Annotated in this window: 13 protein-coding genes; 6 read left to right on the top strand and 7 right to left on the bottom strand. The window is 49.5% G+C overall.

The genetic code is table 11. The features are described from left to right. The 4 genes from VFS25_RS18395 to VFS25_RS18380 all read right to left on the bottom strand — a co-directional run. Positions 1-409 (bottom strand): hypothetical protein (locus VFS25_RS18395; RefSeq protein ID WP_326463634.1); only part of this gene is annotated, 409 nt, incomplete at its 3' end. A gap of 319 nt (positions 410-728) precedes the next feature. After that, on the bottom strand, positions 729-1,424 hold the full coding sequence (gene infC, locus VFS25_RS18390) for a translation initiation factor IF-3 (protein WP_326463633.1): 696 nt from the start codon (positions 1,422-1,424) through the stop codon (positions 729-731). A gap of 129 nt (positions 1,425-1,553) precedes the next feature. Next, positions 1,554-3,494 (bottom strand): threonine--tRNA ligase, encoded by a 1,941-nt coding sequence (gene thrS, locus VFS25_RS18385; protein WP_326463632.1) that lies wholly within the window; start codon positions 3,492-3,494, stop codon positions 1,554-1,556. Positions 3,495-4,048: 554 nt separating this feature from the next. Further along, positions 4,049-6,436: a TonB-dependent receptor gene (locus VFS25_RS18380; protein WP_326463631.1), complete on the bottom strand. Its 2,388-nt coding sequence runs from the start codon at positions 6,434-6,436 to the stop codon at positions 4,049-4,051. 371 nt (positions 6,437-6,807) lie between these two features. Here VFS25_RS18380 and VFS25_RS18375 point away from each other — a divergent pair, with 371 nt between their 5' ends. The 6 genes from VFS25_RS18375 to VFS25_RS18350 all read left to right on the top strand — a co-directional run bounded on the left by VFS25_RS18375 (position 6,808) and on the right by VFS25_RS18350 (position 17,149). Further along, positions 6,808-8,769, top strand: a complete 1,962-nt coding sequence (locus VFS25_RS18375) for an ABC-F family ATP-binding cassette domain-containing protein (protein ID WP_326463630.1) — start codon at positions 6,808-6,810, stop codon at positions 8,767-8,769. Positions 8,770-9,078: 309 nt separating this feature from the next. Then, positions 9,079-9,765, top strand: coding sequence for a response regulator transcription factor (locus VFS25_RS18370; protein WP_326463629.1), 687 nt, complete (start codon positions 9,079-9,081; stop codon positions 9,763-9,765). Next, complete coding sequence (locus tag VFS25_RS18365; RefSeq protein ID WP_326463628.1) at positions 9,762-11,126, top strand: HAMP domain-containing sensor histidine kinase; 1,365 nt, start codon at positions 9,762-9,764, stop codon at positions 11,124-11,126. The genes VFS25_RS18370 and VFS25_RS18365 overlap by 4 nt, the downstream gene beginning before the upstream one ends. A 345-nt stretch (positions 11,127-11,471) precedes the next feature. Next, the gene (locus tag VFS25_RS18360; RefSeq protein ID WP_326463627.1) at positions 11,472-12,743 is read left to right on the top strand and encodes a TolC family protein; all 1,272 of its coding nucleotides are present in this window, start codon (positions 11,472-11,474) and stop codon (positions 12,741-12,743) included. Between the two features lie 145 nt (positions 12,744-12,888). Next, positions 12,889-13,977, top strand: coding sequence for an efflux RND transporter periplasmic adaptor subunit (locus VFS25_RS18355; RefSeq protein ID WP_326463626.1), 1,089 nt, complete (start codon positions 12,889-12,891; stop codon positions 13,975-13,977). Positions 13,978-14,050: 73 nt separating this feature from the next. Continuing rightward, entirely contained in the window at positions 14,051-17,149 is a 3,099-nt protein-coding gene (locus tag VFS25_RS18350; RefSeq protein ID WP_326463625.1) for a CusA/CzcA family heavy metal efflux RND transporter, read from the top strand. 391 nt (positions 17,150-17,540) lie between these two features. Here the strand turns inward: VFS25_RS18350 and VFS25_RS18345 are convergent, their stop codons facing one another. From VFS25_RS18345 to VFS25_RS18335, 3 genes are all read right to left on the bottom strand, one after another. Next, on the bottom strand, positions 17,541-18,581 hold the full coding sequence (locus tag VFS25_RS18345; protein WP_326463624.1) for a rhodanese-related sulfurtransferase: 1,041 nt from the start codon (positions 18,579-18,581) through the stop codon (positions 17,541-17,543). A 625-nt stretch (positions 18,582-19,206) separates the two neighbouring features. Beyond that, positions 19,207-21,720, bottom strand: a complete 2,514-nt coding sequence (locus VFS25_RS18340) for a DUF5686 and carboxypeptidase regulatory-like domain-containing protein (RefSeq protein ID WP_326463623.1) — start codon at positions 21,718-21,720, stop codon at positions 19,207-19,209. A gap of 13 nt (positions 21,721-21,733) precedes the next feature. Then, a complete protein-coding gene (locus VFS25_RS18335) occupies positions 21,734-22,102 on the bottom strand; it encodes a hypothetical protein (RefSeq protein ID WP_326463622.1) in 369 nt (122 codons plus the stop codon). Positions 22,103-22,325 lie beyond the last annotated feature (223 nt).

Raw genomic sequence — 22,325 nt, 5'->3', positions numbered from 1 at the left:
AATCGTGATAATAGTAATAGTGGTTAATGTCTTCATTCTCGGCGTTCAGCTTGTAAATGTACAGGCTGTACTTGTCGGTAGCGTCGCACGGACCTTTTTCCAGGTTCACGGAAGTTACTTTCAGCTCACGCATCAGGTCTGTAATGGCAGGGTTGCAAACTTTGTTGGCATGCACGCCTGCGCCATCCTTTTCGCAGTCCACTACTATATACCGGGTGTATTCTGTATGGTCAAGTTGAGGCACTATCAGCGAATCAATCATGTGATTCAGCCGCTTCAGCTTATCTTCATTCTGATAAAAGCTGGTTTTAAAATACTCTTCGTTGGATTCTCCTTTACAGGCAGAAAGTAACGTGGCAATGATACATACACTGAATAGTGCATTAACGGCTCTTAGATTTAACTTCATACCAGGAAATTTTAATAGTTAGTAACTTAATACTTCTAAGGGGTCGATGTGGTCGCAAGTCATCCCTGTCCCTGATTTTGGTCTTAATGTTTCATAGGATAAGTCTGTTTTTCATATGTCATCCAGGTCAAGGCCCTACCCGCTATTACATGACAGGCACAAATATAATATTTATTTATAATAATATAAATATTTAATTTATATTATTTATACACATGTATTGGGGATAATGAAATGGGGATAACCTCGCGGGATATTGAATAAAAAAAGGCCGCTCAACCTGGTTGAGCAGCCTTTTAACTATATGAGGATAAACCTGTTAGCTGTTTTCCTGTGGTTTGCTTTCCACCGGCCGGCTGGCTGGTGGCTGTTCCCGGTTTTCCCTGGGCTCACGCGGCTCCCTGCCTTCTTTGCCTTCTTTACCATCCTTGCCGCCGCCTTCTTTCTTCTTGGCTGCTTTGGGTGCAAAAATGGCGATCATACGCTTACCTTCCATCGTGGGCATGCCTTCCAGCGCGCCTACTTCGGCCAGGCGTTCGGCGAATTTCAGCAGTATCAGCTCCCCGCGCTCTTTGAACATAATGGCGCGGCCCTTGAACTGTACATAGGTTTTCACCTTATTGCCGTCTTTAAGGAATTTCTCCGCATGTTTGGCCTTGAAGTCAAAGTCATGATCGTCCGTATTAGGCGTAAAGCGAATTTCTTTCACTTCGCTTTTATGCGCCTTGGCTTTCATCTCCTTTTCCTTCTTCTTCTTCTCGTACAGGAATTTATTATAGTCAATGATGCGACATACGGGGGGAGTAGCATTTGGGGAAATTTCTACCAGATCCAGTCCCTGTTGCTCGGCCATATGCAAGGCTTCGTCTGTTCTGTAGACGCCAACCTCCACGTTATCTCCTACTAATCTCACTTCCGGCACACGTATCATTCTGTTGGTACGATGTTCTTGCTGTTGTTCCCTGCGAAAGTTCGGGTTTCTCCCGCGGTTAAAATTTGGTCTGGGTGATTGCATTAAAAAGAATAAAATTAATTAATAATTGTCCGATGTTACCGGCGGTTTCATTTTTTTACCGGCTCATTTAACAAAGTGTTACAAATTTAAGGCTAAATAACTAGCAATTATTATACCTGGATTTGAAAATTATTCAAAAGGTTTCCTGTTTACCACTTCATCATTCACAAGGCCTATAAACTGCTCCAAGCTCATAGTTCCAAGGTCGCCTTTTGCCTGCCTTCTTACCGCTACTTTTTCGTCTGTGGCCTCCTTTTCGCCCAGTACCAGCATATAGGGTATCTTGGCCAGCTCCGCTTCCCGGATCTTCTTACCTATTTTTTCGTTGCGGTCGTCTATCTCTGCACGAATTTCAGCAATTTTTAACAATTCAACTACTTTTTCTGCATATATCAGGCTTTTATCGCTAATAGGCAGCACTTTTACCTGGGTGGGCGTTAACCACAGGGGGAATTTGCCGGCGCAGTGCTCTATCAGCACGGCCACAAACCTTTCCAGCGAGCCAAAAGGCGCACGGTGTATCATTACCGGGCGGTGCTTCTGGTTATCGGCCCCAATATATTCCAAATCAAAGCGCTCCGGCAGGTTATAGTCAACCTGGATGGTGCCCAGCTGCCATTTGCGGCCCAGGGCATCTTTCACCATAAAGTCAAGCTTGGGGCCGTAAAACGCGGCTTCGCCATACTCTACCACCGTATTAAGCCCTTTTTCTGTGGCCGATTCAATAATGGCCTGCTCTGCCAGGTTCCAGTTCTCTTCGGTGCCTATGTACTTGCTGCGGTCTTCCTTATCCCGCAGGGATATTTGCGCGGTATAATCTGTAAAGTTCAGGCTGCGGAATACATACAGCACCAGGTCTATCACCTTTATAAACTCGTCCTTTACCTGGTCGGGGCGGCAGAACAGGTGGGCATCGTCCTGGGTAAAGCCGCGCACACGCGTAAGGCCGTGCAGCTCGCCGTGCTGCTCATAGCGGTACACGGTGCCAAATTCGGCCAGGCGCACCGGGAGGTCTTTATACGACTTGGGCGATGCTTTATAGATCTCGCAGTGATGCGGGCAGTTCATGGGTTTCAGGAAAAACTCCTCTCCTTCTTCCGGCGTATGAATGGGCTGAAAGCTGTCTTTCCCGTATTTTTCATAGTGGCCGGAAGTAATGTACAGGTTCTTGTTGCCGATGTGGGGCGTTATTACCGGCAGGTAACCGCTTTCCACCTGGGCTTTCTGCAGGAAGTTCTGCAGCCTTTCACGCAGCTGGGCGCCTTTGGGCAGCCATAACGGCAGGCCAAGTCCCACCCTTTCAGAAAAGGTAAACAGCTCCAGCTCCTTACCCAGCTTGCGGTGGTCGCGCTTTTTAGCTTCTTCAACAAGGGTCAGGTACTCGTCCAGCTCTTTCTGGCTGGGAAAGGTAATGCCGTAAATGCGGGTGAGCATTTTGTTTTTCTCGTTCCCGCGCCAGTAGGCGCCGGCAATATTGGTAAGCTTAATGGCTTTTATAAAACCGGTGTGCGGTATATGCGGGCCGCGGCACAGGTCTGTAAAGCCGCCCTGGGTATAAAAGGTAATGGTGCCGTCCTGCAGGTCGTTGATCAGCTCCAGCTTGTACTCATCGCCCTTTTGGGTAAAGTACTGCAGGGCTTCGGGCTTGCTTACGTCCTTGCGTACATATACATTATTCTGCCTGGCCAGCTCCGCCATTTTTGCCTCAATCTTCTTCAGATCTTCATCGGTGATAGCGCGGCCGCCCAGGTCAATATCATAATAAAAGCCATTTTCAATGGCAGGGCCAATGCCCAACTTTACGCCGGGGTACAGGGCTTCCAGGGCCTCCGCCATCAGGTGGGCGGAAGAGTGCCACATGGTTGCTTTACCATCGGTATCTGTCCAGGTGAGTAATTGCAGGGTTGCATCCGTGGTAATGGGACGGGTGGCGTCTATCACCTGTCCGTTCACTTTTGCTGATAATACTTTACGCGCCAGTCCTTCGCTGATGGACTTGGCAATGTCTAATGCAGTTACTCCCGGTTCATACTGACGGACTGCGCCATCGGGAAAAGTAATATTGATCATAATGTTTTAAGCGCTTAGCTCCCAGCTGTTAGCCTTTAATTTTACAATAAATGAAATGCCTGCGAAGATAAGCAATTTAATAATTAGGCTATTGGCTTTTAGCAGTCGGCTGAAAAGTTGGGTAGCTGGCTGCTGGTGCTTTTGCCTTTATTTTGGCGCTTCTGTCCAAAGCTCCGGCTCCGGCCTGCACCCGCCTGTTTGGATCGCTATAATGCGGCATCAGGCGTAGCGGCTTTGGCGTAACCATTATACGTTACCTGTCGCATCACGCCGGGCAAAGGGCCGTTATCCGGAACTTTGGGACAGTGTGCTACAGCAGCGCGATGCATTAAAAGTAAGGTGCAGGGGTGCGTTGACATTGCAGCGCGGAATTTTTGGCATTTTGGTTGTTAGCTGTTAGCTGCTTGCTTTTAGCCCATGGCTGTTAAGCCGGATACCGGTTTGCAGACCGGCGCACGCCAACAAGCCATCCCATTACTATTACTATGCGTTTACTATGTGTTGATAATAATGGCAGATGGTGAAAGGCTAATAACCAACGGCTGAAAGCCATCTCAAAACTTAAAATTCCAGGTAACCGACGGCAATATGGGAAATAACGATACCTGCCTTGCGCGAAGGGTAAGGCTGTTGCCCAGCACCGCCCCGGTTTGGTCAAAATACAGGAAGTAAGGGTTCTGCCGGCTGTACACATTATAGATGGAGAATGCCCAGCTGCTCCTGAAACGCCGGTTACCCTTGGGGTTAGGCGTGTAAACGGCGGAAAGGTCCAGCCGGTGGTAAGGCGCCATGCGATACCCGTTAATATTGCCATACTCCTGCACCAGCGATCCTTCTATCATATAAAACTGCGACGGCAAGGTGGTGGTATTGCCGGAGCCGTAAATAAACACGGTAGACAGGTTCCATTTGGGCGTGAGCTGGTAATTGCCTACCAGCACCAGGTCATGACGGCGGTCGTACTTGGCCGGGAACTTTTTACCCTGGTTCAGGTCCGGGAACTGGCGCCAGGTCCAGGCCAGGGTATACCCTATCCAGCCCGTAAAGCGGCCTTTTGTTTTGTTGATAAAGAACTCTGCCCCATAAGCCCATCCCTTGCCAAATACAAAATCGTTTTCCGGATCAGTGAGGGAAGGCGTGTAGCCCTGGCGGTACTCTATCTGGTGCTGCATATCCTTGTAGTACACTTCTACAGAGGTTTCCCAGCTATTGTTGTTAAAGTTGCGGTAATAGCCCATAGTGTACTGCCAGGAGATCTGCGGCCTTACCTTGTAGGTGCTGGGCACCCAAAGATCAGTAGGCAGCGTGGTGCCTGCATTGGTAACCAGGTGTATGAACTGGTAATTGCGGGTGGCGGAGGCTTTAACGGAGTTCCGGTCGTTCCAGGCATACCTTACAATAACCCGGGGTTCCAGCCCGCCATAGGCGCGTACCTGCTGCAGGCTTTGATACACGGTGCTATCCAGCTTTACGCCGTTATTGCCGGTAACATACCGGGTATAGGGCCCTACCTGCATAAAACCGCTGTAACGCAGCCCGGCATTCAGCTTCAGCCGGTGTGATATTTCCCATTCATCCTGTATGTACAGGGCGGCTTCATGGGCATATTTACGGAAAGCATTGTCCGGGTTAAAAGCAGTGCTATCCTGCCGGCCGGACACGGAGTACGGCGTAAACCGGTGATAGATATAGTTGCCGCCGAATTTGATGTGGTGCCGCTGGCTGGCAAAGTAGTCGAAATCCAGCTTGCCGTTGGCGTCGCTGATGCCGGACGACAAATGAATGTCAAAGTTGTTCTGCACACCGGTAAAGCTGAACTTATAATCGTTGTAGATCAGCGATGTATTGGAAAACAGCTTGCTGCTGAACACGTGGTTCCAGCGCAGCGTAGCGGTGGTGTTACCCCAGGGAATGCTGGCGTCGAATGTACGGGTGCCGCTGCGGAAGGTAAATACATCGCGCCCGAAGTAGCCGCTTAAATACACGCGGTCCTTGTCGGAAAAAATGTAGTTCGCCTTCATGTTCAGATCATAGAAATAATACCCGGAGCCGCTAAAATCGCTGTCCTTCTTCACAAAGGGTTTCGTTATCCAGTCGATATATGTGCGGCGGCCTGAAATAATGAACGACGACTTGCCTTTTTTCAATGGTCCCTGCAGCGACAAGCGGGAGGCTATCAGCCCGATGCCGCCTTCGCCCTGCAGCCGCTGGTTGTTGCCGTCTTTCATGTTCACATCTACCACAGCCGACAGGCGGCCGCCATAGCTGGCGGGCATACCTCCTTTAATGAGCGTGGTGCTGCGGATGGCATCTGCATTAAAAATAGAGAAAAAGCCGAACAGGTGGCCGGTGTTATACACCGGGGCCTCATCCAGCAATATCAGGTTCTGGTCGGGCCCTCCGCCGCGCACATATAAGCCGGCGTTGCCCTCTCCTGCCGCCTGCACGCCGGGAACAAGCTGCATGCTTTTAAGCACATCTACCTCACCCAGGAACGAAGGCAGCTTTTTAGCATCGGAGGTGGCCATTTCCACGCGGCCCATTTCGGTACTGGTTACCTGCTGGTTTCCGCGCTCGCCGGTTACCACCACTTCTTTTGCCTGGTATACGCGCGGCACTATTGAAAAGTTCAGCTGCATATTATCATCCAGCTGCACCACCTGCTCTTTTTCGCCGTAGCCTATAAAAGTGCATTCCAGGGTGTACTGTCCTGGTGGCAGGCTGATAGCATAGTAACCGTAGGTATTGGCCTGTATGCCTTCAGGGCTGCCTTTCACGCGCACTGTAGCGCCGGTAAGGGATTCGCCGTTGGTGCTGTCGCGCACATAGCCGCTGATGGTAAACTGCTGTTGTGCAAAACCAGCTGTAAAAGGGAAAATAAAAAGAACCGGCAGTATCACATGCCGCAATAAGCGATAAAGATATGGAGTAGACGCGCTCATAGCACTTCCATTCGTTTTGATATGGTTTTAGTACCGGTTTTTCCAACGCTTGTTACCTGCGGACATTAATAGCTGATGATTATTGCAATGGCTCCATGACAATAAAAGACAGATTACTGACCCAAAGCAGGTTTTCATAGGTGACATTATAACATTCCGCTCTCACATACATCGTGCCGCACAAAGATATAACAAAAAACTGATAGTTGTTTGTAGCTGACCGGTAGCTTTTAGCTGCAGAACCTGGCAGCTAACACTAAAATAACAGCAGGTAAACGCGCCTGTGCGCGGAATGTGCCCCGCACAGCCTACTATCATCTACAATTACTACCTTTGTGTGCTTTATTTAACATTTATATAGAACCGCTGTTATGCTGATTGCGCTACAGGATGTAACCTTTGAATTTGGAGCACGTACGATTGTAGAAGATGCCTCCTGGCATATTGTACCCGGCGACCGGGTGGGGCTCATTGGCCTGAACGGTACCGGTAAATCCACCCTTTTAAGAATTATCAACGGCGAATACTCTGTTTCCAAAGGCAGTGTGAACAAGATCCGTAACCTCACTATCGGGTTCTTTAACCAGGACCTGCTCAGCTTTGAAACAGATGATTCCATCCTTTCTGTAGGCATGACAGCCTTTGAAAAAGCCCTGGCGCTGGAAAAGGATATAGAACGCATTACCCACGAGCTGGAAACCAACCAAACCGAAGCCCTGTTGCATGAATTTGCCGACAAGCTGCACGAGTTTGAGGCGCTGGACGGCTATAATATGCGGCACCGCACCGCCCAGGTATTGGAAGGCCTGGGATTCAGCACAGCAGACCTGGACCGCCCCTATAACGAGTTTTCAGGAGGATGGCGCATGCGCGTGCTGCTGGCCAAGCTGATACTGCAGCAGCCCGATGTGCTGATGCTGGACGAACCTACCAACCACCTGGACCTTCCCTCTATTGAATGGCTGGAAAGATACCTGCAGGGATATAACGGCGCAGTGATCATTGTATCGCACGACCGTTACTTCCTGGACCGTATGGTGAACAAGATTGTAGAGCTGTACCAGCAGCAGCTGCACCACTATACCGGTAACTACGAAGATTATGAACGTGAAAAGGACCTGCGCCGCGAGTTACAGCAACGGGCATACGAAAACCAGCAGGAATACATACGCCAGCAGGAACGTTTTATTGAGCGCTTTAAAGCCAAAGCCACCAAAGCGGCGCAGGCGCAAAGCGCCATGAAAAGGCTGGAACGGCTGGACCGCGTGGAGCAGGTAGACAACGGCCCTTCCAACATCCGCATTAACTTTAGCGTAGATAAACAGCCGGGTAAGATATTATGCACCCTGATAGATGTAACCAAACGTTTTGGCGATATTACTGTGCTGGAGCATACCGGCGCTGAAATTAACCGCGGCGATAAAATTGCCCTGATTGGCGCCAACGGTAAAGGTAAATCTACCCTGCTGCGCATTATTGCCGGCACCGAGCCAATGGAAGGCGAACGCATTCCCGGCCATAATGTGGTGCAGTCATTTTACGCGCAGCACCAGCTGGAGTCGCTGCACCTGGACAGTGAAATACTGGAGGAGCTGAAGAACACCAGCAGCGGCCGTAATGAGCTGGAGCTACGCTCCCTGCTGGGCTGCTTCCTGTTCACCGGCGACGATGTATATAAGAAGATACGGATTTTGTCCGGGGGCGAAAAAGCCCGCGTGGCGCTGGCCAAAACCATCATCAGCCAGGCCAACTTCCTGCTGCTGGATGAGCCTACCAACCACCTGGATATGAACTCTGTGCAAATGCTGATTGATGCGCTGCATAAATATGAAGGCAGCTTTGTGCTGGTATCGCACGACCGTTATTTTGTAAGCCAAACCGCCAACAAAATATGGGAGATCGTAGACGGAAAGATCAAGGAATTTAAAGGCACCTATGCCGAATGGGAAGACTGGAAGAAAAGACAGGCCGCTGCGGCAGCGCCGCCCAAACCCGCCAAGGGCGACCGCGGCAAGAACCGCAGCAATAATACGCCCGAACCGGCTGCAGCCCCCGAGCCTGCCGCCCCGGCAAAGGGCGCGCCCATTGATAAAGAAGCGCAAAAAACGCTGCAGAAACACCAGCGCCAGTTCCAGCAGCTGGAGGCCGAACTGGCCCGCCTGAACGAAAAGAAACAGCAGCTGGAAACCAGCCTGGGTAACCCGGAGATATATGGAGATAAAGGCAAGTTCCAGCAGATAGAAGCAGAATACAAAAAGGTAACCAGCGACCTGGAAAAAACCAATAAGCAGTATGAGGAGGTGTTTGAGAAGATTATGGAGCTGGAAGGGTAATTAATAATGAATAGTGAATAATTAATAATAAAAGAGCGGTGGTTATGGGGAGGATGAGGGTGATTGGGGTAATTAATAATGAATAGTGAATAATTAATAATGAAAGGGAGGGTTATGAGGATGAGGATGAGAATGATTATGATTGTTATTACTGAACAGTAAAAGGCGATAGTGGAAGCGGTACACACTGCCTGCTTACTATTAATCATTAATTCTTAATTATTAATTCTTTTATAAAGAGGGCGATAGTGGAAACGATGCACGCCGCCTGCTTATTATTAATCATTAATTCTTAATTATTAATTAAAAATGCAGCGTATCCTGGTGGTAGAAGATGAAGTTAAAGTAGCCAACGCCGTTAAAAAAGGCCTGGAGGAGAATGGTTTTGAAGTGGAGGTAGCCTATGACGGCCGTATGGGCAAAAGCCTGGCATCCAGCAACAGCTACGACCTGGTGATACTGGACCTGAACCTGCCGCACAGCAACGGCTATGAGGTGTGTGAGGTAATCCGCAGCAAGAACAACCGCGTGCCCATTATTATGCTCACCGCCCTGGGCGGCATGGATGACAAGATGCAGGCCTTTGAGCTGGGCGCGGATGATTATCTTGTAAAACCTTTTGACTTCCGGGAGCTGCTGGCCCGCATCCGCGTATTCCTGAAACGCGCCGGCTCCGACGTACAGCAAAGCACCCTATACAAAATAGTGATCGGCGACCTGGAAATAGACCGCGAGAAAAAAGAGGTGACCCGCAACGGCAAAAAAATATCGCTCACTGCCAAGGAATACCAGCTGCTGGAGTTCCTGGCCCTGCACAAAGGCAAGGTGATCTCCAAGCTGACGATTGCAGAAAAAGTGTGGGACATTGACTTTGACACCGGCACCAATGTAATAGAAGTGTACATGAACTTCCTTCGCAAAAAAATAGACAAGGATTTTGAAAACAAGCTGCTGCATACCAAAACCGGCATGGGCTATTACCTGGCGGAAGAATGAAGATAAAATACAAAATAGCGATCTACTATACGCTGTCGGCCACCATCCTGCTGATCTCCTTTGCCAGCCTTGCCTATTACTTCTCCTCCCAGTCGCGCAAGGCCGAATATCTCGAACGCCTGGAATACCGCGCCCGCTCCATTGCCAATGTAATTATTGAAGATGACAAGATAAAGGTAGACCTGCTGCGCAAGCTGGATAAAACCACCTTCCAGGACCTGTATAAAGAAACCATCCTGGTGTACAGTCCCGGCTACGACCTGCTGTACTCCAACCTCAAAGATACTACCATCCGCACCCTGCGCAGCCGCCTGGATTATATTAAACGTAACGGCATTTACAACTACGAAAAAGGCAGCGATGAGGTAGTGGGCGTTTACTATACAGAAGGTAAAATATCCATCATTGTGATCGTATCGTCGCTGGATAAATACGGGTTCCAGAACCTGCAGAACCTGAAGCGCATTTTGCTGCTGGAGCTGGCCGTGGCGGCAGTTGTGCTGGTGGTGATAGGGTATGTATTTTCCCGCAAGATGGTGCAGCCTATTGACAAGCTGGTGCAGCAAATGAATACCATTAACGCCAACAACCTGCAGGACACCAAAATTGCCGTACGCGGGCGCGATGAGATAGCGCAGCTGGGCAGTAACTTTAACACGATGCTGCAGCGCCTGAGCGCTTCTTTTGACCTGCAGAAAAGCTTTGTGAGCAATGCCTCCCATGAGCTGCGCACGCCACTGGCCTCCATTATCAGCCAGCTGCAGGTAACGCTGTCAAAAGAAAGAAGCAAGGACGATTATGCCGGCGTGCTCACCTCAGTGCTGGAAGACGCTGAAAACCTTTCTGACCTTACGAACGGCCTGTTACAGCTGGCGCAGTCTGAGCTGAGCGAACAGCGTTTCTCCCTGTACGAAGTGCGCATTGACGAGCTGCTGCTGGAAATGGGCAACCTCATAAAGCTGAAGCATAACGGCCGGGTGGATATACAGTTTGAAAAGCTGCCGGAAGCAGATACACAGCTTACCTGCAACGGCAATGAAACCCTGCTGAAAATACTTTTCCTGAACCTGGTAGACAATGCCTGTAAATTCTCCCAGGATAATACGGCCCGCGTGTTCATCGACTTTCAGCCCCAATATGTGCAGATACAGGTAAAAGACAACGGCATGGGCATACCTGCAGCTGAGCTGGACAAAATATTCGAGCCTTTTTACCGCGGTCAGAATGCGCTGCAAACCCGCGGCCATGGCCTGGGACTATCTATCTGTAAAAAAATCGTACAGCTGCATAAAGGCCATATTTCCGTAACCTCTGTACTGCAGAAGGGCACCGTGTTTACGGTGCTGCTGCCGCATCTGTGATGTAATTTTAATAGGTTTACATGGCATTGTATTTTCCTGATCTCAATGAACATTTTTCGTTTGTAATTGATCATTTATAGTTCCTGCTGCTCAATGCCCCACTTATTTTCAAAGGTGCTTCCTGCAAAAAACGGTGCAGGCAATGCACCCGCTCCGCGGCACTCAATTATTCATATCACAATTAATTTCCAAGGGCATTCATGTCCCGTTTTGCGGGATCGTAATTGCCAGTTCGTAATTAAAAACACATCGCTTCCGGGAATTTTAAGTTCATTTTAATATCCCTTAAAGGCCCCTTTAATACCGCTTTCAGAGCTTTGTGTCTGAAATTGAGTTGGAACTTGTATGAAGAAGAAGCTCTGGATCATAACTATAGCCCTGTTCATCATTGTACTCAAAAGCACGGCGCAGGTTACACAGCCCATTACTTTACAGGAAGCGGAAGATACTTTCCTCAGCAGGAATTACGAGCTGCTGGCGCAGCGTTACAGGGTAGATGCCGGTAAGGCGCTGGTGCAGCAGGCGCGCTTGTGGAGCAATCCCTCCTTTAGCGCAGTGTGGGGATTTGGCACTACTGATAAAATAAAACCTTTTTACGGCGGTAATGGCGGGGAAACCGCTTACAGCGTGGATCAGCTGATTACCCTGGCCGGTAAACGCAATAAACAGGTGCAGCTGGCTTCCCTGGGCGCAGCCGCCAGTCAGGCCGGGTTTTATGAGCTGATGCGTACCCTGCGGCTGCAGCTGCGCAGCAATTATTACCAGCTGTATTTTTTGCAGGAAACTGAAAAGGTGCTGCAGGAACAGCTTTCCAATCTTCAGAAAATAATAGATGCGTATACGGAAGCCGATCAAAAGGGCAGCGTGGCGCACGCCGATGTGATACGGCTGCGCGCCCTGCTGCTGGGGCTTACCAACGACTATACTGATCTTAAACAACAGGAGCTTAGCTCCCAGCTAAACCTACAACAGTTGCTTGGCAGCAACCAGCAATATGCACCGCAGGTAGATACGGAAAGCCTTTCGCGATATAACATAAACGGTTATACGCTGCCTGCCCTGCTGGACACCGCCATGCAGAACCGGCCCGACCTTCGCATTGCACAGCAGCTGCTGCAGCAGGCGCAGGTGAACTACAGCCTGCAAAAAGCGCTGGCCGTGCCGGACCTGCATGTAGGCGCCGCCTACGATAAGAACGGCAGCTATGCGCCTAACTTTATAGGTCTTACCCTGGGCATAGACCTCCCCTTCTGGAACCGCAACCAGGGCAATATCAGGGCCGCCGGCAGCCAGGTAAAAGTGCAGGAGCAAATGCTGGCGCAGAACAACAATATCATCGGCACGGAAGTACAGCAGGCCTACCAGAAAATTAACCTGATGGAGCGGCAATACCGCCTGCTGGACTTTACACGCTTCGGACAGGAATATGATAAGCTGATAGACGAAGTGGCGCTGAACTTCCGCAAGGGTAATATTTCACTGCTGCAGTTCATTGATTACTTCAACAGCTACAGCGATAATGTGAAGAACACCAACAAGCTGGTACTGGACCGTATCACAGCTTATGAGGAGCTGAATTATGCCACCGGAACGGAGCTGTTCAGGGGAAGTAAGTAAAAAGTAAAAAAGAAAAAGTAAGAACCAGGAAGCAAGATAATGAAGTAGTATGCAGGAATAAACGCAGCACCCGTTTTCTTACTTCTTACCTCCTGCTTCTTACTTCAATAATTGTTAAGAAAGAACACATTAATAATACGAACAGATGAACCGCATTTTGAGTTTGGGCCTGCTGATACTGGGAACCGTATGGTGGAGCAGCTGCAAACAAACGCAGGCCGAGGACACGGAGAAAGAAACGTTTGTACTTAGCGATACCATGCTGCAAAGCATTCACATAGATACTGCCGGTATAAAACCGGTACAAAGCGAGCTGCGTTTGTCCGGCAAGGTATCGCCCGATGTAGGTAAGGTGCTGAAAGTATACCCGCTGGTGAGCGGCTTTGTAAAAGACGTTAAAGTGCAGCTGGGCGATTATGTGCAGAAAGGACAGATATTGGCCGTGATACAAAGCGGCGAAATTGCCGACTATGAAAAGCAGATGGCGGAAGCCAAATCAGACCTGGCCGTGGCGGAAAAAGGGCTTAAAGTAGCGCAGGACCTGTACAGCAGCCAGCTAAGCACGGAAAAAGACGTAGTGAACGCGCAGGGCGAAGCAGACAAGGCCCGGGCAGAAGTGAACCGCCTGAACGACCTGTTTAAAATATACCGCCGCGGCTCCGGCTCTACCTACCTGGTTACAGCCCCTATTTCCGGCTACGTAATAGAAAAGAACATCAACAATAACATGGAGATACGTTCGGATAACAGCCAGAACATCTTTACCGTATCGGAGCTGAACGATGTATGGGTAATGGCCAATGTGTTTGAAACCGATATTGCCCGCGTAAAGGAAGGTTACGAAGCGGATATTGTAACCATCAGCTACCCTGATACCGTGTTCCATGGCAAGGTAGACAAGATCTACAATTTCCTGGACCCGGCCACCAAAACCCTGCAGCTGCGCATTAAGCTCGATAACAAAGACCTGCGGCTGAAACCGGACATGTTTGCTACCGTTACGCTGCATTACAATGAAGGCGATAAAATGATAGCGGTGCCCTCCTCCTCTATCATATTCGACCGTAGCAAAAGCTACGTGCTGGTGTTCAAAGATAAATACAACATACAGGTGCGTGAAGTGGAACCGTATAAAACTTCCGGCGGGCTGGCCTACCTGAGCAAAGGGCTGAACCCCGGCGAGCAGGTAATATCACGGAACCAGCTGCTGATCTATAACGCGCTGAACGACTAAGAAGGCTGTCAGCTGCCGGTAGCAATGGCAGATGACTGAAAGCTAAAGGCTGACAGCTCAAAGAATCAATAGCATGAATAAGTTCATCAAAAACATAGTAGGCTTTTCGCTCAAGAATAAACTATTTGTTTTTATTGCAACGCTAACGCTGGTAATATCGGGCATCGTGGCCTTTGTGCACACGCCCATAGAAGCGTTCCCGGATGTAACCAATACGCAGATCATTATTGTTACCAAATGGAACGGCCGCAGCGCGCAGGAAGTGGAGCGCTTTGTAACGCTGCCCGTGGAAGTGGCTATGAACGCGGTGCAAAAGAAAACCAGCGTACGTTCGGTAACCATGTTCGGCCTGTCGGTGGTAAAGATCATTTTTGAAGATGATGTGGAAGATTTCTTTGCCAGGCAGCAGGTGAACAACATGCTGCAAAGCATATCGCTGCCGGAAGGCGCCGACCCGGAGATACAGCCTCCCTACGGCCCCACCGGTGAAATATTCCGCTACTACCTGAAAAGCGATCACCGCAACTCGCGCGACCTGCTTACCTACCAGAACTGGATCATAGACCGGCAGCTGCGCAGCGTACCGGGTGTGGCGGATATTGTGGCCTTTGGCGGACAGGATAAAATATACGAGATAACGGCAGACCCGGTTCGTTTAGCCAAGTACGATATTACGCCGCTGGAGCTGTACCAGGCGGTAACCAAAAGCAATATCAATGTAGGCGGCGATGTAATAGAGAAGAACGGGCAGGCTTACGTGGTGCGTGGTATTGGCCTGCTGAACAGCATTGCAGATATAGAGAACATCATATTAGACAATATTAACGGAACACCATTGCTGGTGAAGAATGTGGCCACGGTACGGGAGTCGTCGCTGCCCCGCGTGGGGCAGGTAGGGCTGGATAAGGAAGACGACCTGGTAGAAGGCATTGTGGTAATGCGCAAGGGCGAAAACCCCACCGAGGTATTAGCCCGGCTGAAGGATAAAATCAGGGAGTTGAACGACGTTATCTTGCCCAGCGATATTAAGATGGTTACCTTTTACGACCGGGATAACCTGATGGAGTTTTGCACGCACACGGTGCTGCATAACCTGGCAGAGGGCATCCTGTTTGTAACAGTGATCGTGTTTGTTTTCATGGCCGACTGGCGCACTACGCTAACCGTGTCTATTATTATTCCGCTGGCGCTGCTGTTTGCCTTCCTTTGCCTGCGCATAAAGGGCATGACAGCCAACCTGATCTCCATGGGCGCCATCGACTTTGGTATTATCATAGACGGCGCCGTGGTAATGGTAGAAGGCATTTTCGTAATGCTGGACCACAAAGCGCGCCACTACGGGATGGAACGCTTTAACAAGCTGGCCAAAATGGGCTGGATCAAGCAAACCGGCGGCGAGCTGGCCAAGGCCATCTTCTTCTCCAAGCTCATTATCATTATATCGCTCATACCTATTTTCTCTTTCCAGAAAGTGGAAGGAAAAATGTTCTCGCCGCTGGCGTGGACCCTGGGCTTTGCCCTGCTGGGCGCATTGCTGTTCACGCTTACGCTGGTGCCGGTGCTTACTTCCCTCCTGCTCAAAAAGAATGTAAAGGAGAAACATAACCCGGTGGTGATCTTCTTTGACAGGGTAGTAATGAAAGGCTTTAACTGGACCTATAGCCACAAGCGCCTGAGCATGGTGCTGGCCCTGGGGTTTATGCTTATCACCTTTTTCTCTGCCCGCTGGATGGGCACGGAGTTTCTGCCGCAGCTGAATGAGGGCGCTTTATGGGTAACCACGGAGCTGCCCATGAGCATGTCGCTGACAGAAAGCGTGAAAATGGCGCACGCCATCCGGCAGGACCTGGGCGGTTTTCCGGAAGTAAAACGGGTGCTGTCGCAGGTGGGCCGCTCCAATGATGGTACCGATCCGAACGGGTTTTACTTTGTGCAGTACCAGGTAGATCTTGCGCCTAAAAAGGAATGGAAGCGCCACATATCGCAGGACGAGCTGATAGGCCAGATGGAAAAACGCCTGAAGAAATACCCGGGCATTATCCTCAACTTCTCGCAGCCCATCAGCGATAATGTATCTGAAGCAGTAGCCGGTTTCAAAGCGGCCAACGGTGTAAAAATATTCGGTGATGATCTTGAAAAGCTGGAAGCCCTTTCGGGGCAGGTAATGGAGCAGCTGAAACATGTAGAAGGCATCCGCGACCTGGGCGTTATACGCAACATAGGCCAGCCTGAAATGACCATTAACCTGCACGACAACATGATGGCGCTGTATGGCATCAACACGGCCGATGCACAGGCTGTAATTGAAATGGCCATTGGCGGTAAAACCGCTACCCAGCTGTATGAAGGCGAAAAGAAATTTGACATACGCATCCGGTACGACGCCAACTACCGCAAAACGGAAGAGGATATACAAAACCTGATGGTGCCTACGCAAAACGGGAACAAGGTGCCGCTGAAAGAAATTGCCACCATTACCACGATTACCGGTCCGGCGTTTATTTACCGGGATGGCAACAAGCGCTTTATCGGTATTAAGTTCTCGGTACGCGACCGCGACCTGGGCAGCACGATTGCCGATGCGCAGCAGCGTGTAAACGCAGCCGTTAAGCTGCCCAAAGGCTACAGCGTTGGCTGGACAGGCGAGTTCGAGAACCAGGTGCGCGCCACCAAACGTTTGGCGCAGGTGGTGCCCATCAGCATAGTGGCCATTTTTGTGATCCTGTTCATTATGCTGGGCAGCGTGAAAGATGCGGGGCTGATACTGCTGAACGTTCCCTTTGCGCTGATAGGCGGCATACTGGCCGTTCACGTAACAGGCATCAACTTCGGCATCTCTGCAGGCGTAGGTTTTATTGCGCTGTTTGGCATTTGTATACAGAATGGGGTGATCTTAATATCGGTGTTCCACAAAAACCTGCAAACAGGCATGCCGCTGAACCAGGCCATCCGTTCGGGCGTGGAGTCGCGGGTGCGGCCGGTGGTAATGACAGCCATGATGGCGGCCATTGGTTTAATACCGGCGGCGGTATCGCACGGCGTAGGTTCTGAAACACAGAAGCCGCTGGCCATTATTGTGATCGGTGGCCTGATCACCGCTACCGTATTAACATTGCTGATATTCCCCATTATATTTTATGGGGCGTATAAGGGAAAGAAAGATGCTTTATAAGCGGTTAGCGCTTAGCTTAAAATATTGACTGGTTTTAGTTCGCATATAGGTTGATAGAATGGAACATGCAAATGCAGCTCTCGGAGAGATGGATCTTCCTGAACTGGTTTCATGCTCAATTACTCCGCCCTGCCGTAGAAGAAACAACGCGGGGCGGATTCTTTTTTTAATTACGAATTGTTCAATTACGAATTACAAATTGAATGCAGCGGAGCGGTGCATTGCCTGTTCCGCTTTTGCGGAAATGCCTTTGAAAAAGGCGTGCCGCCAAATATTTACCGTTAAGCGCCGGTTAAACGGAAGCTTTATTTACAATCAGTAGTGTTTCCTAAAATAACAAAAAAGGCAGCCCTTGATCTGAGCTGCCTTTTAAATGAGACCTGTTTGGTGCTTATTCATCGCGGTCGCGGAGGCGGGGACGCAGGCGCTGGCGCGATTTATTGAAGATCATCTGCCCCTTGTCAATGCCTTTGCGCATTTGCTGCTGCGCATCTTCCGGCAGCCCGGCTATGGCCTGGCATTCTTCGCTGCAGCAACCATTATACAGCGTAGCGCACCGCTCGCACTGGATAAACAGCAAATGGCAACCGTCATTTTTGCAGTTGGTATGCGTGTCGCAGGGGCGGCCGCACTGGTGGCAGTGGCTGATCACATCTTCCGTGATGCGCTCTCCCAGCCTTTCGTCAAACACAAAGTTCTTGCCCCTGAATTTATTGGGAAGGCCATTTTCCCGCACCTTATTGGCATATTCAATGATGCCGCCCTCAAGGTGGTACACATTTTTAAAACCGTTATGCAGCAGGTAGGCCGATGCTTTTTCGCAGCGGATGCCACCCGTGCAGTACATTACAATGGGCTGCTCTTTTTTATCCTTCAGCATGTCTACCGCCATGGGCAGCTGCTCCCGGAAAGTATCGGAGGGCACTTCTATGGCACCGTCAAAATGGCCTACCTCATACTCGTAATGGTTGCGCATATCCACGATAATGGTGTCCGGGTTGGTTGCAAGCTCGTTAAATGCGGCTGCATCCAGGTACTGGCCTTTGTGGTCCATATCAAAGGATGGATCGGTAATGCCATCTGCCACTATCTTGGGCCGCACCTTTATACGCAGCACCCAGAAAGATTTGCCGTCGTCGTCTACCGCAATGTTCAACCGTATGCCGTTCAGGAAGGGAATGGAGTACAGGTAATCCCGGAGGGCGTTAAAATTATGCTCCGGCACATTGATCTGGGCATTAATGCCTTCATGCGCCACGTAAATGCGTCCAAAAACCTGGATTTCGGAAAGGGCCTTGTAGATCTCGTCACGGAAGGCCTGTGGATCAGCAATTTTTGCGTACTGATAAAAGGAGATGGTCGTTCTCTTAAATGTTTCTGCTGCCAGACGGCGTTTCAGCTCGTCGGCAGACACCCTGTTGTGTAATGCCATAATGCGTTGTTGAAATTTTAAGGACACTTGCCTGGTGAACAAAATTTCATTTAATAGGAAAGTCTTTAAATACCGGTGCTTTCCGCGGGGCAAAGATAAGGCTTTTAATTAGGAATTAGTGAATTACGAATTACGAATTCCGCTTTTGCGGAAATGCCTTTGAAAATAATTGTGATATGAATAATTGATTGCAGCGAAGTAATTACCTGGTAATATAGGAGATACCGTGATAACATGTTGATGCTAGTAAAACAAATCCACACTATTGGATGAGTAGTGTAATTTTCACTACAGGCAACTGCCAGAGGGGCAGGTTTATCCCCTTAATGCTTTACCGGTTAAGTATTTGATAATGACCAGCTTGATGTATACCCCCTGCTTTGGCATTCTTTTTGGGTTATTGGGTTTTAACAAGCAAAACTGGTGTAACCCAAAAATGTTATTTTATGAGTACAATTCTTCTTTCGATTTTTTACTTCATTATAGCTTTTTTAGCTTATCGCGTGCTGGCGTTCTTTTATGACGATAGCAAAGACATTAGCAAACGGAAAATGAGTAAAAACTAAAAAAGCAAAAAAAGCAAAGGGTTCTACACGCTTTGCTTTTTTTCTTTTTATCAGCTTTATCAGCGCCTGAACAGGGCGCCGCCCAGCAGACCGCCGAAACCGGCACGTACCCCAATCCGCGTCGCATCTTTACTCTGGTAGCCGGCAATTACATCTACCCTTATCAGCTTAAAAATATTTTCCAGCCCTGCAAATACTTCTACATAATTATTGTCCCTGTTAACATAAAATGCATTGGTGCCAGCCACCAGGTTCCATTTTAAACGGTTCAGCAACGGAATTTTGTTGGTAAGCAACCCGTTAAAATGATGTTCCAGGTTAAGTGTGGTATAAAAAGCTTCCACGTTGCTGTATTTGTAATACGGCGCCAGCTGAAAGCTGTTCAGGTAACGGATATTGTAAAAAGTTTGGTTGCCGTTAAAGTGCTGGTAGTCAGGTATGGCTACTGATTTACTGTTCAAAAAGCCGCCGGCAGCCAGGCGGTAACGCAGCTCGCCAAACAGCTTAAAGTTCATATTGTCAGATACCTGCGCCCTCCATTTGTCATAGTCCACGTCGCTGCCGGCCAGGCCATGAATACCTTTCGTATATCCTACCTCAAACCGGGGATATTTTCCGCCAATGGCTATTTTGCGGTCGGGCAGCTCAATATACCGCTGGCCGGGCTGGAAGCTGAAATTCAGGCTGGCAATAAATGCCTGGTGCCGGGTAAAGGGCACATCTGCCAGCTCATAAGGATGATTGGGTAAAAATTCTTTTTTACTGTTCTTAAAAACAACGAAGTCTGTAGTGTTTTCCACAGGAATGCGGTCCTCATACAAAAACCCTATGCTTATGGCTGCATTGCTTTCAAAACTGCGGTGGAAAGAGAAGGCGCCGAACCAGTTTTCATACAGCTTCATATAGTTCTCTTTCAGCAAAAGGGTATATACCTCATTGGTAAGCGGATCAATGGGCTGCTGCTTATTGAACTGCGAGATGCGCTTACCGCCGGCCAGCGTCCATAAATTGCTGCCGTAACGCCGGTTCAGGTGCGACTCCTGCGCCCAGGAAATTTGCGTATAGGCATTCAGGTGGGTATTGCTGAAGCCATAGCGCACATTGGGCGCAATCGTTAATGACTGGTCTTTCGGCAGGTCCAGCGTAAGGCCTGGCTCAATGCTTACTACCAGCCCTTCCACGGTATTATATTCCAGCTGCGTCAGCAGGGGGCGCATGGACAGCTGATGATGCGGCAGGGAGCTATCGCGCCGGAAGTAGTAACTATGTTTAACACCGCCCCAGAAAAACTGCTGCAGCTTTACAGGAGGCTGGTGCTTACGCAGCGAGTCCAGGTGGTGCAATGATACGGCGCTGTCGCGGCGGGCCTGGGCAGCGCTGTCTTTTTCATGAAAGTCTTTTATCTCTTCTTTTTCCAGCGGTACGGGACGTATGCTGTCCCAATAGGCGATGCTCTTTTTATTAAAGGCCGTATCGTATTTCATGAGCACATTGTTGAAATACTTAGGCTTAAAGCCGGGGTGAATATCGTAACCGGAATACACATTCACAAAGTTGCCTATGAGGTCAAAGCCGAACTGTTTCAGGGATATGCTGATCAGCTGGTCCTTAATACGCCACACGGCGCTGTCTACCGGCACAAATGTTTGCCGTATTTTCAGCGTATCCATTATTTCCAGCTGGTAGTCGCGCGTTAGTATAAGATCGGTGCTGTGAATGCGCCAGTCGCCATCTGTAATGAATATATAGCCGGCAAACAGGGGTTCGTATTTCCGTTTGGGTATTACCTGTATCTTATTCACGGTGCGGCCGTCTTCACTGAAAACGCCTTCCAGGTGGTATTTATAATATGCCAGGGCATTATCCGCTATTGGTGAAATATATCCCCGCGGGCTGAACTGGGTAATAACCGCCGATACATTGTTGTCATAAAAGTTGATATAGGCCGGGAAGCTGAAGCCAAAGCCGCCGCCGCTCTGGCGGGATGAGAGCACCTGCAGCTTTATCTTATCCGGACGGCTATACGAAAGCCTGGTAAGCGACTCTGAAAGGAATACAATGCCTTTGCCGGTAGAGTCTACCCCCATATCCTGCTTGTCTACCTTTTTCCCGAAGAACCTTTCCGGCACATTACGCAGCTTGAACATGCCTTTGATGTAGGCGTTACAGGTAAATTCCGGCACCTGCTGCTGGTAAAAGGGACGTTTTTTGATTGCCTGCCGGATAATGGCGTAGGCGGGATCTTCCCCGCCGCCTTTCACAATCACTTCCTTTATCTGCAGGCTGAGGGGCTGCAGCTGAAAATCGAGCTGCAGGGCGCCGGATAGCGTTATTGCCTGCTCTACTTTCCGGTAACCGATATACTGGCATACGATGGTATAGGCGCCATCCGGCAGCTCCAGGTGGTACTGTCCGCCGGCGTTTGTGGTAGTGCCCTGGGTGGTGCCTTTTATAAACAGGGTGGCAAAGGGCAGCACTTCTCCCCTTTCATTGGTAACATGGCCGCGGATAATGCCTGCATGGCAATACCCGGCAACGCACAGCAAGGCAAAGACGAATAAGGTTCGGAGCATTTTGAATGGTTAGTTATTTGGCTACTGCTACCGGCGAACGTAATGCTTTACGCAGCAGGCTGCCGGTTAAGCCTCCCAGCCCCGCTACCAGTCCGCCGATAACGGAGCTGATCACGCCTATTATAATGGGGCTGCGCATTTGCAGGAATATCATGCTAACGCGGTTAGCCAGTATATGATCATTCCGTACATCCTGGAAAAAGGCCAGGGCCATCCAAAGCAGGAATACGGAGATAAAGCCGTATACGAAGCCTTTGGCGGCAGATAGCGGCATTACCAGTGCTACCAGGAAAGCTGCCAGCGCTACAGACCACCAGTCGAGGAATAAACCGCCCAGGTAACTCAGGGCAACAATAAGGATGAGAGAAGCCAGGAATTTCATAACCGGAAATTACTAGTTTTTTATTGTATATGTTATTTTTTGTGGTTGTAGTTATTGCGTTGGGGGGTGCTTTATATGGATGCTGCTTGCTGAACGCGGATTTTTTTGCAGACCTTATGCCAGTTATTGAAGACTGATTATTTTTTGGAAGCCTTATCCGCTTGTTGAATGCTCAGGGTTGATTATTTTTTGCAGGCTTCCGCCCGGCCTGCGCCCGCCTGTC

Origin of the sequence: Chitinophaga sp. (genome assembly GCF_035761305.1) — a bacterium.
GTDB lineage: Bacteria > Bacteroidota > Bacteroidia > Chitinophagales > Chitinophagaceae > Chitinophaga.
Note: the sequence above shows the minus strand (reverse complement) of the source record. Positions and strands in the feature narration are given on the sequence as shown.

What these genes read in the sequence shown, in the direction of transcription:
- VFS25_RS18380 (WP_326463631.1), bottom strand. Translation starts at nt 6,436, where the DNA reads ATGAGCGCGTCTACTCCATATCTTTATCGCTTATTGCGGCATGTGATA.
- VFS25_RS18365 (WP_326463628.1), top strand. Translation starts at nt 9,762, where the DNA reads ATGAAGATAAAATACAAAATAGCGATCTACTATACGCTGTCGGCCACC.
- VFS25_RS18340 (WP_326463623.1), bottom strand. Translation starts at nt 21,720, where the DNA reads ATGCTCCGAACCTTATTCGTCTTTGCCTTGCTGTGCGTTGCCGGGTAT.
- VFS25_RS18335 (WP_326463622.1), bottom strand. Translation starts at nt 22,102, where the DNA reads ATGAAATTCCTGGCTTCTCTCATCCTTATTGTTGCCCTGAGTTACCTG.
- VFS25_RS18375 (WP_326463630.1), top strand. Translation starts at nt 6,808, where the DNA reads ATGCTGATTGCGCTACAGGATGTAACCTTTGAATTTGGAGCACGTACG.
- thrS (WP_326463632.1), bottom strand. Translation starts at nt 3,494, where the DNA reads ATGATCAATATTACTTTTCCCGATGGCGCAGTCCGTCAGTATGAACCG.
- VFS25_RS18370 (WP_326463629.1), top strand. Translation starts at nt 9,079, where the DNA reads ATGCAGCGTATCCTGGTGGTAGAAGATGAAGTTAAAGTAGCCAACGCC.
- VFS25_RS18345 (WP_326463624.1), bottom strand. Translation starts at nt 18,581, where the DNA reads ATGGCATTACACAACAGGGTGTCTGCCGACGAGCTGAAACGCCGTCTG.
- VFS25_RS18360 (WP_326463627.1), top strand. Translation starts at nt 11,472, where the DNA reads ATGAAGAAGAAGCTCTGGATCATAACTATAGCCCTGTTCATCATTGTA.
- infC (WP_326463633.1), bottom strand. Translation starts at nt 1,424, where the DNA reads ATGCAATCACCCAGACCAAATTTTAACCGCGGGAGAAACCCGAACTTT.
- VFS25_RS18350 (WP_326463625.1), top strand. Translation starts at nt 14,051, where the DNA reads ATGAATAAGTTCATCAAAAACATAGTAGGCTTTTCGCTCAAGAATAAA.
- VFS25_RS18355 (WP_326463626.1), top strand. Translation starts at nt 12,889, where the DNA reads ATGAACCGCATTTTGAGTTTGGGCCTGCTGATACTGGGAACCGTATGG.